This is a genomic window from Stenotrophomonas sp. STEN035 (assembly GCF_056759935.1).
Genome location: NZ_JBRRDY010000031.1, coordinates 1 through 15000, shown reverse-complemented (window position 1 = coordinate 15000; position 15000 = coordinate 1). Strand labels below are relative to the sequence as shown.

The following is a 15000-nucleotide window of genomic DNA, read 5'->3' as shown; positions in this document are numbered from 1 at the left end:
CAGTGCTGTCTGAATCTACCGTGGCCCCTCCAGCGAGAGGCCCAGTTGGGCTTACTGAACGCGGCGGCGCAGGTAGTTCAACAGGTCGATGCGGGTGATCAAACCGAGGAATGCATCACCATCGGTGATGATCGCAACCTGGCCGCGGTCAAATACCGGCAGCAGGGCTTCGATCGGCGATTTGACATCCAAACGGTCGAGCTTGCTGACCATGGCCACCGAGACCGGATCACGGAAACGGGCTTCGTCGCCATAGACGTGCAACAGCACGTCGCTTTCATCGATGATGCCGACCAGCTGACTGCCATCCATCACCGGCAGCTGCGACACGTCGTACAGCTTCATGCGCTGGTAGGCGGTGGTCAGCAGGTCCTTCGGGCCCACCACTACGGTGTCGCGTTGGCTGTACGGCCGCAGGATCAGGTCACGCAGGTCGCCGAACTGCGGGCGCTCGAGGAAGCCGTTGTCCAGCATCCAGTAGTCGTTGTACATCTTGGACAGGTACTTGTTGCCGGTATCCGGCACCAGCACCAGCACCTTCTTCGGGGTGGTCTGCTCGCGGCAGTACTTCAGTGCGGCGGCCAGCAGGGTGCCGGTCGAGGAGCCGCCGAGGATGCCTTCCTTGCCCAGCAACTCACGCGCGGTGTGGAAGCTCTCGGCGTCGCTGATGGCGTAAGCCTTCTTGACCCGGCTGAAATCAGCGATATCCGGCAGGAAGTCCTCACCGATACCCTCCACCAGCCAGCTGCCGGACTTTTCGTTCAGCGTGCCGTCGTTGATGTACTCGGCCAGGATCGAACCGACCGGGTCAGCCAGCACCAGCTCGGTCTTGGGCGAAAGCCTGGCAAAGGCGCGCGACAGGCCGGTCATGGTGCCGGAGCTGCCGCAGCCGAACACGATGGCGTCCAGGTCACCGCCCATCTGCTCGATGATCTCCGGGCCGGTGCCGAATTCATGCGCGGCAGGGTTGTCGGGGTTGCCGAACTGGTTGATGAAGTAGGCACCCGGGGTACGATCGGCAACGGTCTTGGCCAGGTCCTGGTAGTACTCCGGGTGGCCCTTGGCCACGTCCGAGCGGGTCAACACCACCTCAGCGCCCATGGCCTTGAGATTGAAGATCTTCTCCCGGCTCATCTTGTCCGGTACCACCAGGATCAGCTTGTAGCCCTTCTGCTGTGCCACCAGCGCCAGGCCCAGGCCGGTATTGCCTGCGGTGCCTTCCACCAGCGTCGCGCCGGGCTTGAGATCACCACGCTTCTCGGCTGCCTCAATCATCGACAGACCAATGCGGTCCTTGATCGACCCACCCGGATTGGCACTCTCCATCTTGAGGTACAGCTCGCACACGCCAGCATCCAGGCGCTGGGCCTTGATGATCGGCGTATTGCCAATGAGTTCGAGGATGGAGGAATGGATGGGCATCGGCTTGATTCAGATCGCGCCGCAAAGCGGCCGGACCGATGATTATCCGATGGTTGTGTAAGAAAGTCAGGTATTCACACCTTCAGGCACTGTAACCACACCACCAAGTGACGCGGACAATGACGGCCGACGAGGAGGCCGCCACCGTCCGCGACATAAACGGTCAAGCGTGGGGAAGGTTCAGTTGATGCTGTTTTCGTAAATCCGCAGGAGCTTCTGCTTGGCCAGCAGTTTTTCCCGTTTCATCTGTCCCAAGGTGACCCCGTCAATCGGGAGTACACCCAACTCCGCGTCCATGCATTTCTTGTTCAGCTTCTTATGCTGTTGGTAGAGCTGCTTGAACTCGGGGTTGGCCTTGGCCAATGCGTCGATTTCACTCTGCGGCTGCCCTTCGAACATGACTACCTCCTTCATGCAGAAACAAGAACGCCCCGGCCTGACGGCACGGGGCGTTGCTGGATTGGAAAGCCAAGCCGCTCACCGTGGCACCACCAACCGTCCTCCGGCCAACCTGCCAGGAGCTTTCGGTTACTGGTTCGCGCCACGCTTGCACCGGCTCGGCCCTCCGTTGTCCGGACGACGAAAGTGCCGCCCGGACAATTGACCCTACGCCTGCAAAAAGGTTCCGGCAAGGGCTATACGGAAACGTTTACTGAATATTCAAACCACGCCGCATTCAGCCCCGCAGGAATGACAAAAACCTAACAAGTTCAGCCATTTAAGTTTGTCACGGCGCGATTATGACCTCGGCTGAACGGGCCCGGGTGGAGGCTGCTTTCTTGCCCGTCACCTGGATCCGGCTGGCCGCAACGCCACCGGCTACCAGCGCGTCCTTGAGCGCCTGCGCACGCCGCTGACCAACGCCGTTCGCGCTGTCATAGGCCTCGATCACCACCCGTCCCTTCTTGCCGATGTTCAGATACTCGGCCAGCGCCTTGGCCTGGTTGCGGGCGCCGCCGGACAGCGCCGCCTGGCCTGCCGCAAAGGCATCACCGCTGAAGGTGTAAACCTCACCGCGACCGTCGAACCTGGACGCTGGCAACTTCTGCCCGGAGACCAGCTCGGCTTCTTCGCGGGCCAGCTTGGCCGCGTTCTGCTGGGCCGCGCTCAAACGCTGCTGCTGACGGCCGGCAACGCTGGTCAGTGCAGTTTCGGCATCCTGACGGGCCAGCGTCTCGGCTTCGGCTGCCAGGCGCAGGCGCTCGGCTTCTTCGGCCTGGATCTGGGTCTGCACTCGCAGCTGTTCCGCTTCCTGACGGGCACGGGCTGCATCGCGGCGACTGGCCTCGATCAGCAATTCACTGCGGGTGCGCTCCAACTCGCCCACCTCACGTCGAGCCAGCGCTGTGCGACTGGCCGCCTCGGCAATGGCAACGCGACGCTCGGCCAGATAACGGGCATCGTCCAGCTCCTTGCGCTTGGCCTTGGCCAAGGCCGCAATCGCCTGCTGCGCCTGCAGTTTCTCGAACGAGGCCACATCGGCCGTGGCCATGTCGGCCTGCAGCACCAACAGACGCTGGTTCAAGGCCGCCACCGCCGGATCTTCCGCCGCCAGTGCCAACAAGGGCACGGCCAACAGACCCACAACCACCAGATTCCTGATCCGCATCAACGTCCCTCCCCTGTCGCCAACTGGCGTTGCAGCTGTACAACCTCGGCCTTGCGCTGGGCCAGCTGTGCTTGTGCGACGGCTTCCTCACTCTGCGCACGTGCCAGATCGGCGTCGGCGGCAGCGCGCAGCGCCAGGATCGGCGCCTGCTTGCGCAGCCGTCGGTCGCTTGCGGCTTGCTGGGCCTGGCCCAACTGCTGGCGGGCCATCGCCATCGTGTCCGGCGCGTACTGGTCAGCGTCGGCGCGGTCGGCTTTCTCGACGGCCTGTTGTGCGGCAAGCAATTCCATTGCGCCCGGATCCTGCGCGAATGCGCTGCCGCATAGCACGAATGTGCAGGCGGCAACACACAGGAATCGTCTTAATTGTGCGAAGCTAGATTTCATTGGGGAGCCGTGGCTTGGGTGACTGAGCGCGGCCATTGTGGTCAAGCCAGAGGCGTGCTTGCAACGGCACGCCGCCGTTTGTTGGGGAAAATTTCGCATGGATATCGGCTATTTCTTGAAGCTGATGACCGAAAAGAACGCTTCGGACATGTTTTTGACTACCGGAGCGCCGGTTTACATCAAGATTGAAGGCAAGTTGTACCCGCTGGGCAATACCGGCCTGCCCCCCGGCATGGTCAAGAAAATCGCCTACTCGCTGATGGACGAAGGCCAGGTGCCGCAGTTCGAGCGCGACCTGGAACTGAACATGGCCATCGCCCTGGCCGACGCCGGGCGCTTCCGCGTCAACGTGTTCAAGCAGCGCGGCGAAGTGGGCATGGTGATCCGTGCGATCAAGAGCCGTATCCCCAGCATCGAGGAGCTCAACCTCCCGCAGGTGCTGAAGGACGTGATCATGACCCCGCGCGGGCTGGTGCTGGTGGTCGGTTCGACCGGCTCGGGCAAGTCAACCTCGCTGGCCTCGATGATCGACCATCGCAACAGCACCTCGACCGGGCACATCCTCACCATCGAGGACCCGATCGAGTTCCTGCACAAACACAAGCAGTCCATCGTCAACCAGCGCGAGGTCGGCCTGGATACCCACGCCTTCCACAATGCGCTGAAGAACGCGATGCGTGAGGCGCCAGATGTCATCCTGATCGGCGAAATTCTCGATGCCGAGACCATGGAAGCGGCCATCGCCTTCGCCGAAACCGGTCACCTGTGCCTGGCCACGCTGCACTCCAACAACGCCGACCAGACCATCGAGCGCATCCTCAACTTCTTCCCGGAAAGCGCGCACAAGAACGTCTTGATGAACTTGTCGCTGAACCTGCGCGCTGTGGTGTCGCAGCGTCTGGTCAAGGGCAAGGACGGTCGTCGCCGCCCGGCGACGGAAGTGTTGCTCAATACCCCGATGATCCGTGACCTGCTGCGCCGCGGCGAAGTCCACACTATCAAGCAGGCAATGGAAGAGTCGCTGGAAGAAGGCATGCAGAGCTTCGACCAGTGCCTGTTCCGGATGGCCAAGGACGGCATCATCGAGCAGGAGGAAGCGCTGCGCGCAGCCGACTCACGCGATGGCCTGGCGCTGAAGTTCCGCCTCTCCGAAGGTGGCAGCGGCGAGCATGATCCGTATGCGGATTTCGCGGTTTCGGCACCTGCTGCGATCACGCACGGGTTCTGAGCTGGTGGTTCGTGCAACAAGAGCCCCGCATTGCGGGGCTTTTTCATGAGGCGGGTCGACCCTGGCTTTTGTAGGAGCGGCGTAAGCCGCGAAGCCACTGATGGATCCGGACACCAATTTCGCCGGCATTAGGTGATCTGCTGCTTCGGATGCAATGCCGGCTTCGCGGCTTACGCCGCTCCTACATGGCATATCAGCTTCGCGGCTGACACCGCTCCCACAACCATCCAGCCGGGCTTAAACCGCGTCGATCTGGTTCTCCGGGCGCGCTGCGTCGAATGCCGGCAGCGCCAGGCAGGCCTCTTCAATCCGCTGCAGGGTTGGATACGGGGTCAGGTCCAGATGGAAACGACGGGCGTTGTACAGCTGCGGCACCAGGCAGCAATCGGCCAGGCCGGGCTCTGCGCCGTGGCAATAGCGGCCGGTGTCGAACGAACCTGCCAGCATGGTCTCCAGCGCGGCAAAACCGGTGCGCATCCAGTGCAGCGTCCACTCGTCGCGCTCGGGCTGCGGCACGTTCCATTCGCGATCGAAGAACTGCATCACCCGCAGATTGTTCAAGGGGTGGATGTCGCAGGCGACCTGCTGCGCCAATGCACGTACACGCGCACGGCCACCGGCATCGGCCGGCAACAGGGCCGGCTCGGGGAAGATCTCTTCCAGGTACTCAAGAATCGCCATCGACTGGGTCAGTACACGCTCGCCATGGCGCAGCGTCGGCACCAGCTCCTGCGGGTTCAATGCAGCGTAATCCGGCGCATGTTGTTGGCCGCCATCACGCACCAGATGTACTGGCGTGAGCGCGTATTCCAAGCCCTTCAGGTTCAAGCCGATACGCACGCGATACGCGGCACTTGAGCGCCAATAACTATAGAGCGACAGCCCTGCTTCCATGTCAGATTCCCCCATCACCTGCCACCACAATAGCGGCTGGCGGTGAGGATTCCTTCACCACCAGCACAGTCAACGCGCGAACTGTTTTATCAGGGACGCGAAGCCTGCTCGATGCGCTGTTCAATCGCACCAAAAATGCTGACGCCGTCACGGTCCAGCATCTCAATGTGCACCACGTCACCAAAACTCATGAACGGTGTCGACGGCTTGCCATCGCGAAGGGTTTCGACGGTGCGCTGTTCGGCGAAGCAGGAGGCACCCAGTGCGGTGTCTTCATTGGCAATGGTGCCCGAGCCGACGACGGCACCTGCAGTCAGTGGGCGGGTCTTGGCCGCATGCGCCACCAGCTGGGCGAAGTTGAACTGCATGTCGACGCCGGCTTCCGGCGCACCGAACCACTTGCCGTTGATGTGGGTCACCAGCGGCAGGTGCAACTTGCTGTCCTGCCAGGCAGCGCCCAGCTCGTCCGGGGTCACGAATACCGGGCTCAGCGCCGAACGCGGCTTGGACTGCAGGAAGCCGAAGCCCTTGGCCAGCTCGCCCGGGATCAGGTTGCGCAGGCTGACGTCGTTGACCAGGCCGACCAGCTGGATGTGACCGGCGGCCTGCTCCGGCGTCACCGCCATCGGCACGTCGTCGGTGATGACCACGATCTCGGCTTCCAGATCGATGCCGTAGTCCTCGCTGATCACCTTCACTGCATCGCGCGGACCATAGAAACCGGCACTGGTGGCCTGGTACATCAACGGATCGGTGTAGAAGCTTTCCGGCACTTCGGCGCCGCGCGCCTTGCGCACCCGCGCCACGTGCGGCAGGTAGGCGCTGCCATCGACGAATTCGTAGGCGCGCGGCAGCGGCGCGGCCAGCGCCTGCATGTCCACGCCGAACTCGCCTTCCACGGTGCCGGCATTGAGCTGCTCGGACAGCGCGTTCAGGCGCGGCGCCAGATTGGACCAGTCTTCCAGCGCCTGCTGCAGGGTGGCGGCAATGCCAGCGGCCCGCACCGCACGGGTCAGGTCACGCGAAACCACGATCAGGGTGCCGTCGCGGCCGCCTTCCTTCAGGGAACCAAGCTTCATGGGAGTGTCCAGTCTGCGGAGAAATAAGTTTCAATTGTAATGAATAAGCCAGCTACCACCAGCCTCACCAGCCGAATGCTGAACGGGCGTTTTTGTGCCGACCGAAACAATCCCTTAGACTAGCGCGGTCTGCCAGCGGCCGTCCGTTTCCCTCAGGGATCGCCGGCGGTGCAGGATCAGCGGCCATCTGGCCCATCCGCCCGCCCGCCCCCACTCCGACGCCTATCGTCACGCATTCCAGCCAGCGCACCGCGTTGGTTGCATCCAGATCTTGCAGCGCGGTTTACGGGAACGCTCCGAGATCAGCTGGTCTTCAATGATCAGCAACGCAAGCCCCTTCGGGCGCGCGTTCTTCATGTTTCGGAGTACTCCATGTCGTTTGAAAACCTGGGCCTTGCGCCCTTCCTGCTGCGCGCGCTCGCCGAGCAGGGCTACGAAAACCCGACCCCGATCCAGCAGCAGGCCATTCCGCTTGCGCTGGACGGCCGCGACCTGCTGGCCGGCGCCCAGACCGGTACCGGCAAGACCGCCGCGTTCGGCCTGCCGCTGCTGCAGCACCTGGCCACCTCGCCGCAGAGCGTGGGCAATGGCCCGCGCCGCCCGCGCGCCCTGGTGTTGGCACCGACCCGCGAACTGGCTACCCAGGTGCATGACAGCCTGCGTGGCTACAGCAAGTACCTGCGCATCCCCAGCGCCTGCATCTACGGCGGTGTCGGCATGGGCAACCAGCTGGACATCCTGCGCCGTGGCGTTGACCTGCTGGTCGCCTGCCCGGGCCGCCTGATCGACCACCTGGAGCGTCGCAGCGTCGACCTGTCCGGCGTCGAGATCCTGGTGCTGGACGAAGCCGACCGCATGCTCGACATGGGCTTCCTGCCCTCGATCAAGCGCATCCTGGCCAAGCTGCCGCGCCAGAACCGTCAGACCCTGCTGTTCTCGGCAACGTTTGAAGAGAGCATCAAGCAGCTGGCGTTGGAGTTCATGCATGACCCGGAGCAGATCCAGGTCACGCCGAAGAACACCGTTGCCGAGACCATCACCCACCGCGTGCACCCGGTAGACGGCGCGCGCAAGCGTGAGCTGCTGCTGCACCTGCTGGCCAAGGATTCCCGCGTGCAGACGCTGGTGTTCGGCCGCACCAAGCATGGCTGCGACAAGCTGGCGGACTTCCTGGAGAAGTCCGGCATCAAGACCGCAGCGATCCACGGCAACAAGAGCCAGGGCCAGCGCCTGCGCGCACTGGCTGACTTCAAGGCCGGCCGCGTGACCGTGCTGGTGGCCACCGATATCGCTGCCCGCGGCATCGACATCAACGAGCTGCCGAAGGTCATCAACTACGACCTGCCGATGGTGCCGGAAGATTACGTGCATCGTATCGGCCGTACTGGCCGTAACGGTTCGACCGGTGAGGCTGTCTCGCTGGTTGCCCAGGACGAAGCCAAGCTGCTGCGCCAGATCGTGCGTCTGCTCGACCGCGACATGGACATCCGTGACGTGCCGGGCTTTGAGCCGCACACCCCGATTCGTTGGGGCAACAGCGCACCGGGCAAGGCGGAGCATCCGGGCGGCCACAAGGCACCACGCCGCGGCAATGGCGGCCATGCCGCACGCCGCCCGACCGGCGATGCACCGCGCGGCGGCCGTGGCGGCCAGCCGCAGAAGCCGGGTGGCCAGCGCAATGCCGGCAATGGCCAGCAGCGTCGTGATGCGCACCCGGGTGGTGGTCAGCGTCGTGGCGGTGGTGGCGGCCGTGGCCAGAGCCGTACCAGCGCCTGATTCCAACTTTTTGTTGGGATGAGATGAGTTGCAAAGGAAAGGCCGACGCATTGCGTCGGCCTTTCTGGTTCATGTGGTGCTGTGCTTTGAGCTTTGAGCTTTGGCCTTGGCTTTGGCTTTGGCTTTGGTTCTATCCCTTCTCCCGTTTACGGGAGAAGAGCCTGTCCCCGCGAAGGCGGGGATGCCCCGCAGGGGCGGATGAGGGCGGCTTTCGGCCTTTGCGATACCCATACCCGCCGGCCCAGAAAAGCAGAACTGCACGGTGCTGCGCACCGCCCCCTCACCCCAACCCCTCTCCCGCAAGCGGGAGAGGGGCTATGAGCACAACGGGGCTACAAGCACTACTCCCCGCGCTGGCGCGGTGTGCTCAGGTGGTTCGCCTGCAGCAAGGCATTGAGCAGCAAGCGCTCGGTGCCATGCCAATACTTGCGGTGCGCCGGATCATCAGCAAACAACACCACATTGCCATTCCCGCTCGGCACCACCTGCAGATAACTGGAACCCGACACCCGCGAACGATTGGCATCGGAGAGATAGCCATTCACCACCGGCGCGCGGTCAATGTTCACCACATTGAGAAATGCATTCTTCACCGGCTCGAACACCAGCCCGCCTTCCTTGTTGACCCAGATGCGCCGCTGCTGCACACCAAAGCCCAGCGGATGGGTCGGGTCGATATCCGCACTGAGGATGTTGCCGCTGACCCGGCCCAGCGCGAACACATCACGCACCGTACCGAAATCCAGACGCTCAGCCTCATCCTTCTTGTCGCCCTCGCGCAGCTTGGCTTCGACAAGACCCTTGTCGATGGCCCAGCGCGCGCCACTGCCATACACCACCAAGGAGCCACCGGCAGCAATCCAACGCTTGAGCGCAGCCACACCGGCATCACTGACGTTTGCATAGGTACCGCCGGACAGCACGATCGACGTATAACGCGCCAGATCAACGCTGGCCAGCTGCACAGGATCCAGCTTGCTCGACGGCAGGCCCAGCGAGGTATCCAGCGAGAACCACGTTGAACCAATCTCGGTCGCGGACACGCCCTCGCCCATCACCAGGGCAATGCTCGGCGTGCGCAGTACCCGCACATTGTCGCTGCCCAGATCGATACCACTGGCCGCACGACCAGTGGCCAATGCATGAACCGTGACACCGGCTTCCTGCGCACGCGCCAGCACCTTGGCCTGCAGGGCATCCGCATCCAGGCTTTGGCCCGCAACCGGAATTACCACCGCACCATGGCCAAACGCCATATCACCATTCGCCGTAGCCGCAGTGAATGGCTGATGCGCGGTGCGCACCCGCACGTTATCGCGCAGAAGCCCACCCAGCAGACGGAAACTGCCGAAATCACGCGCATCGGCAACATAGGCAAAACCCGCACGGCCACCACTGATACCGCCCTGCGCCGTCGGCACTGCATCTACCACCGCACCGCTCGGCAAGGCACCACGGCTACCGGCATAGCGCAGGCCATAGGCAGGCGCCACCGCATACGAAGTGCCGCTATAGAACACATCGCCCTTCACCGGCGGCGTGAACTCGAAGATCGAATGAGCGAGGCGGAACTGCGGCTGCCGCGCCGGCACCACGTAGGCCGAACCGGCCTGGAAGCGCTTGCCATCCACTTCCACATCACGCGCCAGCGCATGCACCTCGATGCGGTGCTGCAAAAGCACCGCCAGCAGCTTGCGGGTCAGCGTGGCATCGGCAGCATCACCGAACACCCAGTCGTGCACCGGATAGGCGGCCGCTTGCTTCAAGGCGCTGCGGAAAAACTCCTTCTGCAGCACAAACAGACGGTCACGATCTTCAACCACGCCACGCACGCTGGCCAGACCGGTAGCCACCTGGTTGCGGACGGTGAAGTTGAAATGCAGCGGGCCGTTAACCGATTCCTGCACCAGCCCGCGCGAACTGGCCTGCTCCACGGTCACACCGACCGCACCATGGAAATCCGGGTAAGTGGAACCATAGATCGGCGAGAAGTTGTCGAAATTCTCGCCGGTGTAGTACAGCGAACCAAGGTCATCCAAGGCCTTGGCATGAAAACGCGCCAGCCACTTGTTCGCCTCGTACGAAGACTTCGGCAGCAGCGGGCTTTCCATGCTCTTCGGCGACGGCTCGAAGTAATACGTGCTGTCCTTCCCCATCTCATGGAAGTCGATCTGGATATTCGGATACCAGCGATGGAACTGCGCGACCTTCGGCCAGCTGTCGGTCTGCGCCAACGCCAGCCAATCGCGGTTGAGATCGGTGAAGTAGTGATTGACGCGACCACTGGGGAAGGGTTCGACGTGCTCCTTGTCGGCGGGATCAGCCGATGCAGGACGCGAGCCCCAGCCGTTATGCCAGCTGGCGGCACGATCGCGCCCATCCGGGTTCTGTGCCGGATCGATCACCACAACAGCCTGATCCAGCCAGCGCGCGGTTTCCGCGTCCTGGTTGGCGGCCAGGTAGTAAGCGGTGAGCATCGCCGCTTCACCGCTGGAGGTTTCGTTGCCGTGCACGCTGTAACCCAACCAGGCCACTGCCGGTGCATCGGCGCCGGGCAGCGGCTGTGCGGGATCGATCAGCGCCTGCCGTTGCGCGGCGATCTCGGCGCTACGCGCGTGGTTGCGCGCCGAGGTGATGGTCACCAACAGCAGCGGACGCTGCTCGTAACTTTGACCAATGACTTCGACCTTGACCTTGTCCGAGACCCGCGCTAGTTCGGTGAAGTAGGCCACCAGCTGGTCATGACGGGTGTAGTGGCTTCCGATTTCGTAGCCGAGGAACTGCTGCGGTGAAGGCACCTTCGCATCGAACTGCTGCGCGGCGGGGAAGTAGTAGCTGTTCTGGGCGTAGGCCGGAGACAGGCTGATGAGTGTTGCCAACAGCAGCGCTGGCAGCAGACGTGAAAAGCGGAACGACATCGGTGTAGCACTCCCCTATTGCATGAACGTTGTTGCGAATAATTGCTGGCAGCACGACCTGTAGTGCCGAGCCATGCTCGGCAAGGGCTTCACCGGCAAAGCTCCAGCGCGGTAAAGCTGCCCTCACCCCAACCCCTCTCCCGTGAACGGGAGAGGGGCTAAAGCACCGCTGGCTTTCAATCAGAAGCGGTAATCAAAACCCAGCGTGTAATAGCGCCCACGCAGGTCGTACTGACTGAAGTCATACGGTGCACGCACACCCGGGAAGGTGGCGTCGTACGGCGGCTGGCGGTCACCGATGTTCTGCACCTTTGCGTACACGGTCAGCTTGTCGATGCCGGTGTAGCCCAGATACAGATCGAACTGGCTGTAACTGGCCACCTGCTTCTGCACTGCCTTGGCCGCAGCACTGCCTTGCTGGTCATAGCTGCTGGTGTAGTACCAGGTCAGCGCGGTGCGCCAATCACCCAAAGCCCAATCCAGCGTGGTGGTGGCCTTGGTATCCGGCAGCGACGGGCCGAGGTTGGAACCGGCGTAATCCACCAACGGGCCACCAATCACCTGCGGACGCTTGTAGTCGATGACATAGGTCAGCGCGGAGGACAGGCCGAAGTCACCCGCAGCGGCCGTCTGCAAGCGCTGACGCAACTCGATGTCGACGCCCGACGTCTCCAGCTCGCTCAGGTTCTGGTAACGGTTGTAGACCGCCAGCAGCTTGCCGCGCGAATCACGCAGCACATTGGCCGGGTCGTTCTCCGCCACCAGCGTTGTGGTGTTACCGGTGCCGATCAGGTTGTCCAGCTTGATGCGGTAGTAATCGACGCTGAGATTGGTGTTCTGCCACGGGGAGAGCACGAAGCCGGCATTGAAGCTGCGCGTGCGCTCCGGATCCAGGTTGGTGTTGCCGACGGTGAAGAAGGTCGGGTTCTGCCGCGAGCCGGCAACGTCCGGATCATGCGGATCGACCACCGAGCCATAGGCGATACTGGTCGACGCCGAGTTCTCCGACAACGATGGCGCACGGAAACCGCGCGAGGCCGCAGCGCGCACCAGCAACCAATCCAGCGGCTGCCAACGCAGGCCGAGCTTGGGCGAGAACGCATTGCCGAAATCACTGTAATGATCGGCGCGTGCCGCCGCCTGCAGTTCCAACGTGCTGTGCAGCGGCACGCTTACTTCCGCGTAGGCGGCGCTGACCTGGCGCTGGCCATGGACTTCCGCGATTGCCGGACGCACCTGCAGGCCGGCATCGATCTGCCACGGATTGTTGGAATCGAGCTTCTCCTGACGCCATTCGGCACCGGCGGCAAAGCCAATCTCGCCCGCCCAGGTTGCACCCAGGGTGCCGGACACCTTGGCATCGACACCCTTGAGCACGGATTCGGCTGGGCGCAGCGTGCTCAGGCCAATCGCAGCTAGCACCGCCGGATCCGTCGCTGACGGATTGAGCAGGTTGTAGCTGCCGCTGGCCAGTGCGTCATACAGGGCCCAGCGGTTCGCAAAACCGCCGGAGACGGTCTCGCGCTGTTTGCTGGCGGCCTGGAACGCACCAACTTCCCAATCCCACTTCTCGGTCTGCCCGCGCAGGCCGAGCACGCCACGATAGGAACGCGAGCGGTTGGTCTTGATGGTACCGCCAAGGTTGAAGAAGGTGTATTCGATCGGCACGTCCACGCCGTACGGGTTGTACGGATTGGCCGCCGGCAGCGTCGAGCGCACCGGCTCGGCCAGGCCGGTATCGGCGTTGAGCGCGAAGCGGCCGCTCTCCAGGGTGAAGAACGGGCTGGAGCCGAACCAGGACACGCCCTTGATGTCGCTGTAGATCACATCGGCGAAGGCTTCCACCGAGTCGTTGATGCGCAGCGTGCCATTGACGTAGGCCTGCCAGCGCTTGGTCGAGGGAATCAGGGTGGTATACGGCGCCTGGTTGAAGGCGCAGGTGTCACCGGCCAGGCCGTCGATCGGACCACTCGCGGTAAGTACGGTGCCTTCCGGGCAGTTGCCGGCGGCGTCGAGCATCGGCACCGACTTGCCGCCGATCAGGTAACGCGCGCCCTTGGCCGACCACCCGTTCCAGCGGCCACCGGCCTTGTCGGTATAGATGCCCGAGCGGGTCAGGTCGCGCTGGTTCTGGTCCAATCGGTCGCGGTTATAGCCTTCCAGCGACACCAGGATGTTGTAGCCATCGCGGTCGAGATCGCCGAGGCCACCCACGAACTTGAGGTTCTGCTGATCCAGCCCACCGGCTTCGGAGGTGCCGCCGCTGACGCCGACTTCGGCCCCTTCAAAATTCTGCCGGGTGATGATGTTGACCACGCCGGCGACTGCGTCTGAGCCGTATACCGCCGAAGCACCATCCTTCAGTACTTCGATACGCTCCACCGCTACCAGCGGCAACGCGTTGAGATCGACGAAGGTGTCCGACAGACCACCGGACGGGAAGCCGTAGTTGGCCAGACGGCGACCATTGAGCAGCACCAGCGTGTTCTTCTGCGACAGACCGCGCAGACCGATGCCGGCCGAGCCCGAGGCCCAACCGCTGTTGCTGGTTTCGTTGCTGGCGTTGCCGGTATTGGCGGAGATCGAACGCAGCAGGTCAGCCACACTGGCCTTGCCGGTCTGCTCCAGTTGCTGGCGTTCGATCACCTGCACCGGGTTGGCGGTCTCGGTATCGGTGCGCTTGATGTTGGAGCCGGTGACCCGGACCGCATCGAGGGTCTTGCTGCCGTCGGCAGCGGTTTCGGCCAGGGCGAGGGAGGGAGCAACGATGGCCGCGGCCACCGCGAAGGCGAGCAAGGAACGAGTAGGCATGGAATCCGGGGAGAGGTGAATGACAACCCGTGCAGTACCTCATGACAGCCAAATGTCCGGCCAATCACTTTGTTGCATTCGCACATAACCATCCGTTACATCGCTCCATCAGGATGGATATGAAAATATGACTGGCATCACTGGCGCATACGCGCAGCGACGGCAGCACCCTACAATTGCGCCCATGGATATTTTCAAGGTTTTCACCCTCGAAGCCGCACACCGGCTGCCCAACGTCCCGGTCGGCCATAAGTGCTCGCGCCTGCACGGCCACTCGTTCCGCGTGGAACTGCGGGTCAGCGGCGAACCCGGCCCGGAGACCGGTTGGATCATGGACTTCAGTGATCTGAAGGCCGCTTTCCAGCCACTCTACGACCAGCTCGACCACAACTACCTCAACGACATCCCCGGCCTGGAGAACCCCACCAGCGAACGCCTGGCGATGTGGATCTGGGAAAAGCTGAAGCCGGCACTGCCGCTGCTCAGCGAAGTAGTCGTGCACGAAACCTGCACCTCCGGCTGCAGCTACAAAGGCGACAAAGCCGCCTGACGGAGGCGGTAGGCGGTAGTGCCGAGCCATGCTCGGCAGAGGTTTTATCGGAGTCACCTGTAGTGCCGAGCCATGCTCGGCAGAGGCTTTACACGCCATGCAGCGGAATTTGTAGGCGTGGCGTAAGCCGAAAAGCCAGGACTGCAACCGCCAGCGAAGAGCCAACCCCTCTCCAGCCCTCCCCTTGCCTGCGGCAAAGGGAGGGAGCGGTAGTGGGGGGGGGGGGGGGGGGGGGGGGGGGGGGGGGGGGGGGGGGGAGGCGGGCAGGGGTGGGAGAGCACAGCGCACAGGCGCCCGCGGGCGGGGAGGGGGGGGGGACAGGGCGGC

The 15000-nt window shown here is 63.2% G+C and carries 12 protein-coding genes; 3 read left to right on the top strand and 9 right to left on the bottom strand.

Translation table 11 applies throughout. The annotated features are described in order from the left end of the window. Positions 1-51 precede the first annotated feature (51 nt). The 4 genes from ACVOLL_RS15765 to ACVOLL_RS15750 all read right to left on the bottom strand — a co-directional run bounded on the left by ACVOLL_RS15765 (position 52) and on the right by ACVOLL_RS15750 (position 3417). Positions 52-1422: a pyridoxal-phosphate dependent enzyme gene (locus tag ACVOLL_RS15765; protein ID WP_481513741.1), complete on the bottom strand. Its 1371-nt coding sequence runs from the start codon at positions 1420-1422 to the stop codon at positions 52-54. 180 nt (positions 1423-1602) lie between these two features. Further along, complete coding sequence (locus ACVOLL_RS15760) at positions 1603-1821, bottom strand: HP1242/YdcH family protein (protein ID WP_481508019.1); 219 nt, start codon at positions 1819-1821, stop codon at positions 1603-1605. 328 nt (positions 1822-2149) lie between these two features. Then, positions 2150-3031 (bottom strand): OmpA family protein, encoded by an 882-nt coding sequence (locus ACVOLL_RS15755; protein ID WP_481513740.1) that lies wholly within the window; start codon positions 3029-3031, stop codon positions 2150-2152. After that, positions 3031-3417: a DUF4398 domain-containing protein gene (locus tag ACVOLL_RS15750; protein WP_481513739.1), complete on the bottom strand. Its 387-nt coding sequence runs from the start codon at positions 3415-3417 to the stop codon at positions 3031-3033. Before ACVOLL_RS15750 ends, ACVOLL_RS15755 begins: the two co-directional genes overlap by 1 nt. Positions 3418-3514: 97 nt before the next feature. Here ACVOLL_RS15750 and ACVOLL_RS15745 point away from each other — a divergent pair, with 97 nt between their 5' ends. Next, positions 3515-4645, top strand: a complete 1131-nt coding sequence (locus tag ACVOLL_RS15745) for a PilT/PilU family type 4a pilus ATPase (protein ID WP_481508022.1) — start codon at positions 3515-3517, stop codon at positions 4643-4645. Positions 4646-4882: 237 nt separating this feature from the next. On the opposite strand, the gene maiA is transcribed toward ACVOLL_RS15745, so the two are convergent. From maiA to ACVOLL_RS15730, 3 genes are all read right to left on the bottom strand, one after another. Further along, positions 4883-5539, bottom strand: a complete 657-nt coding sequence (gene maiA, locus ACVOLL_RS15740; RefSeq protein ID WP_481513738.1) for a maleylacetoacetate isomerase — start codon at positions 5537-5539, stop codon at positions 4883-4885. 89 nt (positions 5540-5628) lie between these two features. Further along, positions 5629-6618: a fumarylacetoacetate hydrolase family protein gene (locus ACVOLL_RS15735; protein WP_481513737.1), complete on the bottom strand. Its 990-nt coding sequence runs from the start codon at positions 6616-6618 to the stop codon at positions 5629-5631. A gap of 228 nt (positions 6619-6846) precedes the next feature. Further along, positions 6847-6975, bottom strand: a complete 129-nt coding sequence (locus ACVOLL_RS15730) for a hypothetical protein (protein WP_481513736.1) — start codon at positions 6973-6975, stop codon at positions 6847-6849. A gap of 15 nt (positions 6976-6990) precedes the next feature. Here ACVOLL_RS15730 and ACVOLL_RS15725 point away from each other — a divergent pair, with 15 nt between their 5' ends. After that, positions 6991-8394 carry a DEAD/DEAH box helicase gene (locus ACVOLL_RS15725; protein ID WP_481513735.1) on the top strand — a complete coding sequence of 468 codons (1404 nt, stop codon included), beginning with the start codon at positions 6991-6993 and terminating at the stop codon, positions 8392-8394. Between the two features lie 341 nt (positions 8395-8735). On the opposite strand, the gene ACVOLL_RS15720 is transcribed toward ACVOLL_RS15725, so the two are convergent. Both ACVOLL_RS15720 and ACVOLL_RS15715 read right to left on the bottom strand, forming a co-directional pair. Then, on the bottom strand, positions 8736-11312 hold the full coding sequence (locus ACVOLL_RS15720; RefSeq protein WP_481513734.1) for a M14 family zinc carboxypeptidase: 2577 nt from the start codon (positions 11310-11312) through the stop codon (positions 8736-8738). Positions 11313-11492: 180 nt separating this feature from the next. Then, a complete protein-coding gene (locus ACVOLL_RS15715) occupies positions 11493-14123 on the bottom strand; it encodes a TonB-dependent receptor (RefSeq protein WP_481513733.1) in 2631 nt (876 codons plus the stop codon). A 184-nt stretch (positions 14124-14307) separates the two neighbouring features. Between ACVOLL_RS15715 and queD the strand changes: the two genes are divergently transcribed. Further along, positions 14308-14673, top strand: coding sequence for a 6-carboxytetrahydropterin synthase QueD (gene queD / locus ACVOLL_RS15710; RefSeq protein WP_282272587.1), 366 nt, complete (start codon positions 14308-14310; stop codon positions 14671-14673). The last annotated feature ends 327 nt before the right edge of the window (positions 14674-15000 follow it).

Bases quoted from the DNA above. Each gene is read 5' to 3' on its own strand.
- ACVOLL_RS15765 (WP_481513741.1), bottom strand. From the start codon at position 1,422: ATGCCCATCCATTCCTCCATCCTCGAACTCATTGGCAATACGCCGATC.
- ACVOLL_RS15750 (WP_481513739.1), bottom strand. From the start codon at position 3,417: ATGAAATCTAGCTTCGCACAATTAAGACGATTCCTGTGTGTTGCCGCC.
- ACVOLL_RS15720 (WP_481513734.1), bottom strand. From the start codon at position 11,312: ATGTCGTTCCGCTTTTCACGTCTGCTGCCAGCGCTGCTGTTGGCAACA.
- queD (WP_282272587.1), top strand. From the start codon at position 14,308: ATGGATATTTTCAAGGTTTTCACCCTCGAAGCCGCACACCGGCTGCCC.
- ACVOLL_RS15760 (WP_481508019.1), bottom strand. From the start codon at position 1,821: ATGTTCGAAGGGCAGCCGCAGAGTGAAATCGACGCATTGGCCAAGGCC.
- ACVOLL_RS15730 (WP_481513736.1), bottom strand. From the start codon at position 6,975: ATGAAGAACGCGCGCCCGAAGGGGCTTGCGTTGCTGATCATTGAAGAC.
- ACVOLL_RS15755 (WP_481513740.1), bottom strand. From the start codon at position 3,031: ATGCGGATCAGGAATCTGGTGGTTGTGGGTCTGTTGGCCGTGCCCTTG.
- ACVOLL_RS15725 (WP_481513735.1), top strand. From the start codon at position 6,991: ATGTCGTTTGAAAACCTGGGCCTTGCGCCCTTCCTGCTGCGCGCGCTC.
- ACVOLL_RS15715 (WP_481513733.1), bottom strand. From the start codon at position 14,123: ATGCCTACTCGTTCCTTGCTCGCCTTCGCGGTGGCCGCGGCCATCGTT.
- ACVOLL_RS15745 (WP_481508022.1), top strand. From the start codon at position 3,515: ATGGATATCGGCTATTTCTTGAAGCTGATGACCGAAAAGAACGCTTCG.
- maiA (WP_481513738.1), bottom strand. From the start codon at position 5,539: ATGGAAGCAGGGCTGTCGCTCTATAGTTATTGGCGCTCAAGTGCCGCG.
- ACVOLL_RS15735 (WP_481513737.1), bottom strand. From the start codon at position 6,618: ATGAAGCTTGGTTCCCTGAAGGAAGGCGGCCGCGACGGCACCCTGATC.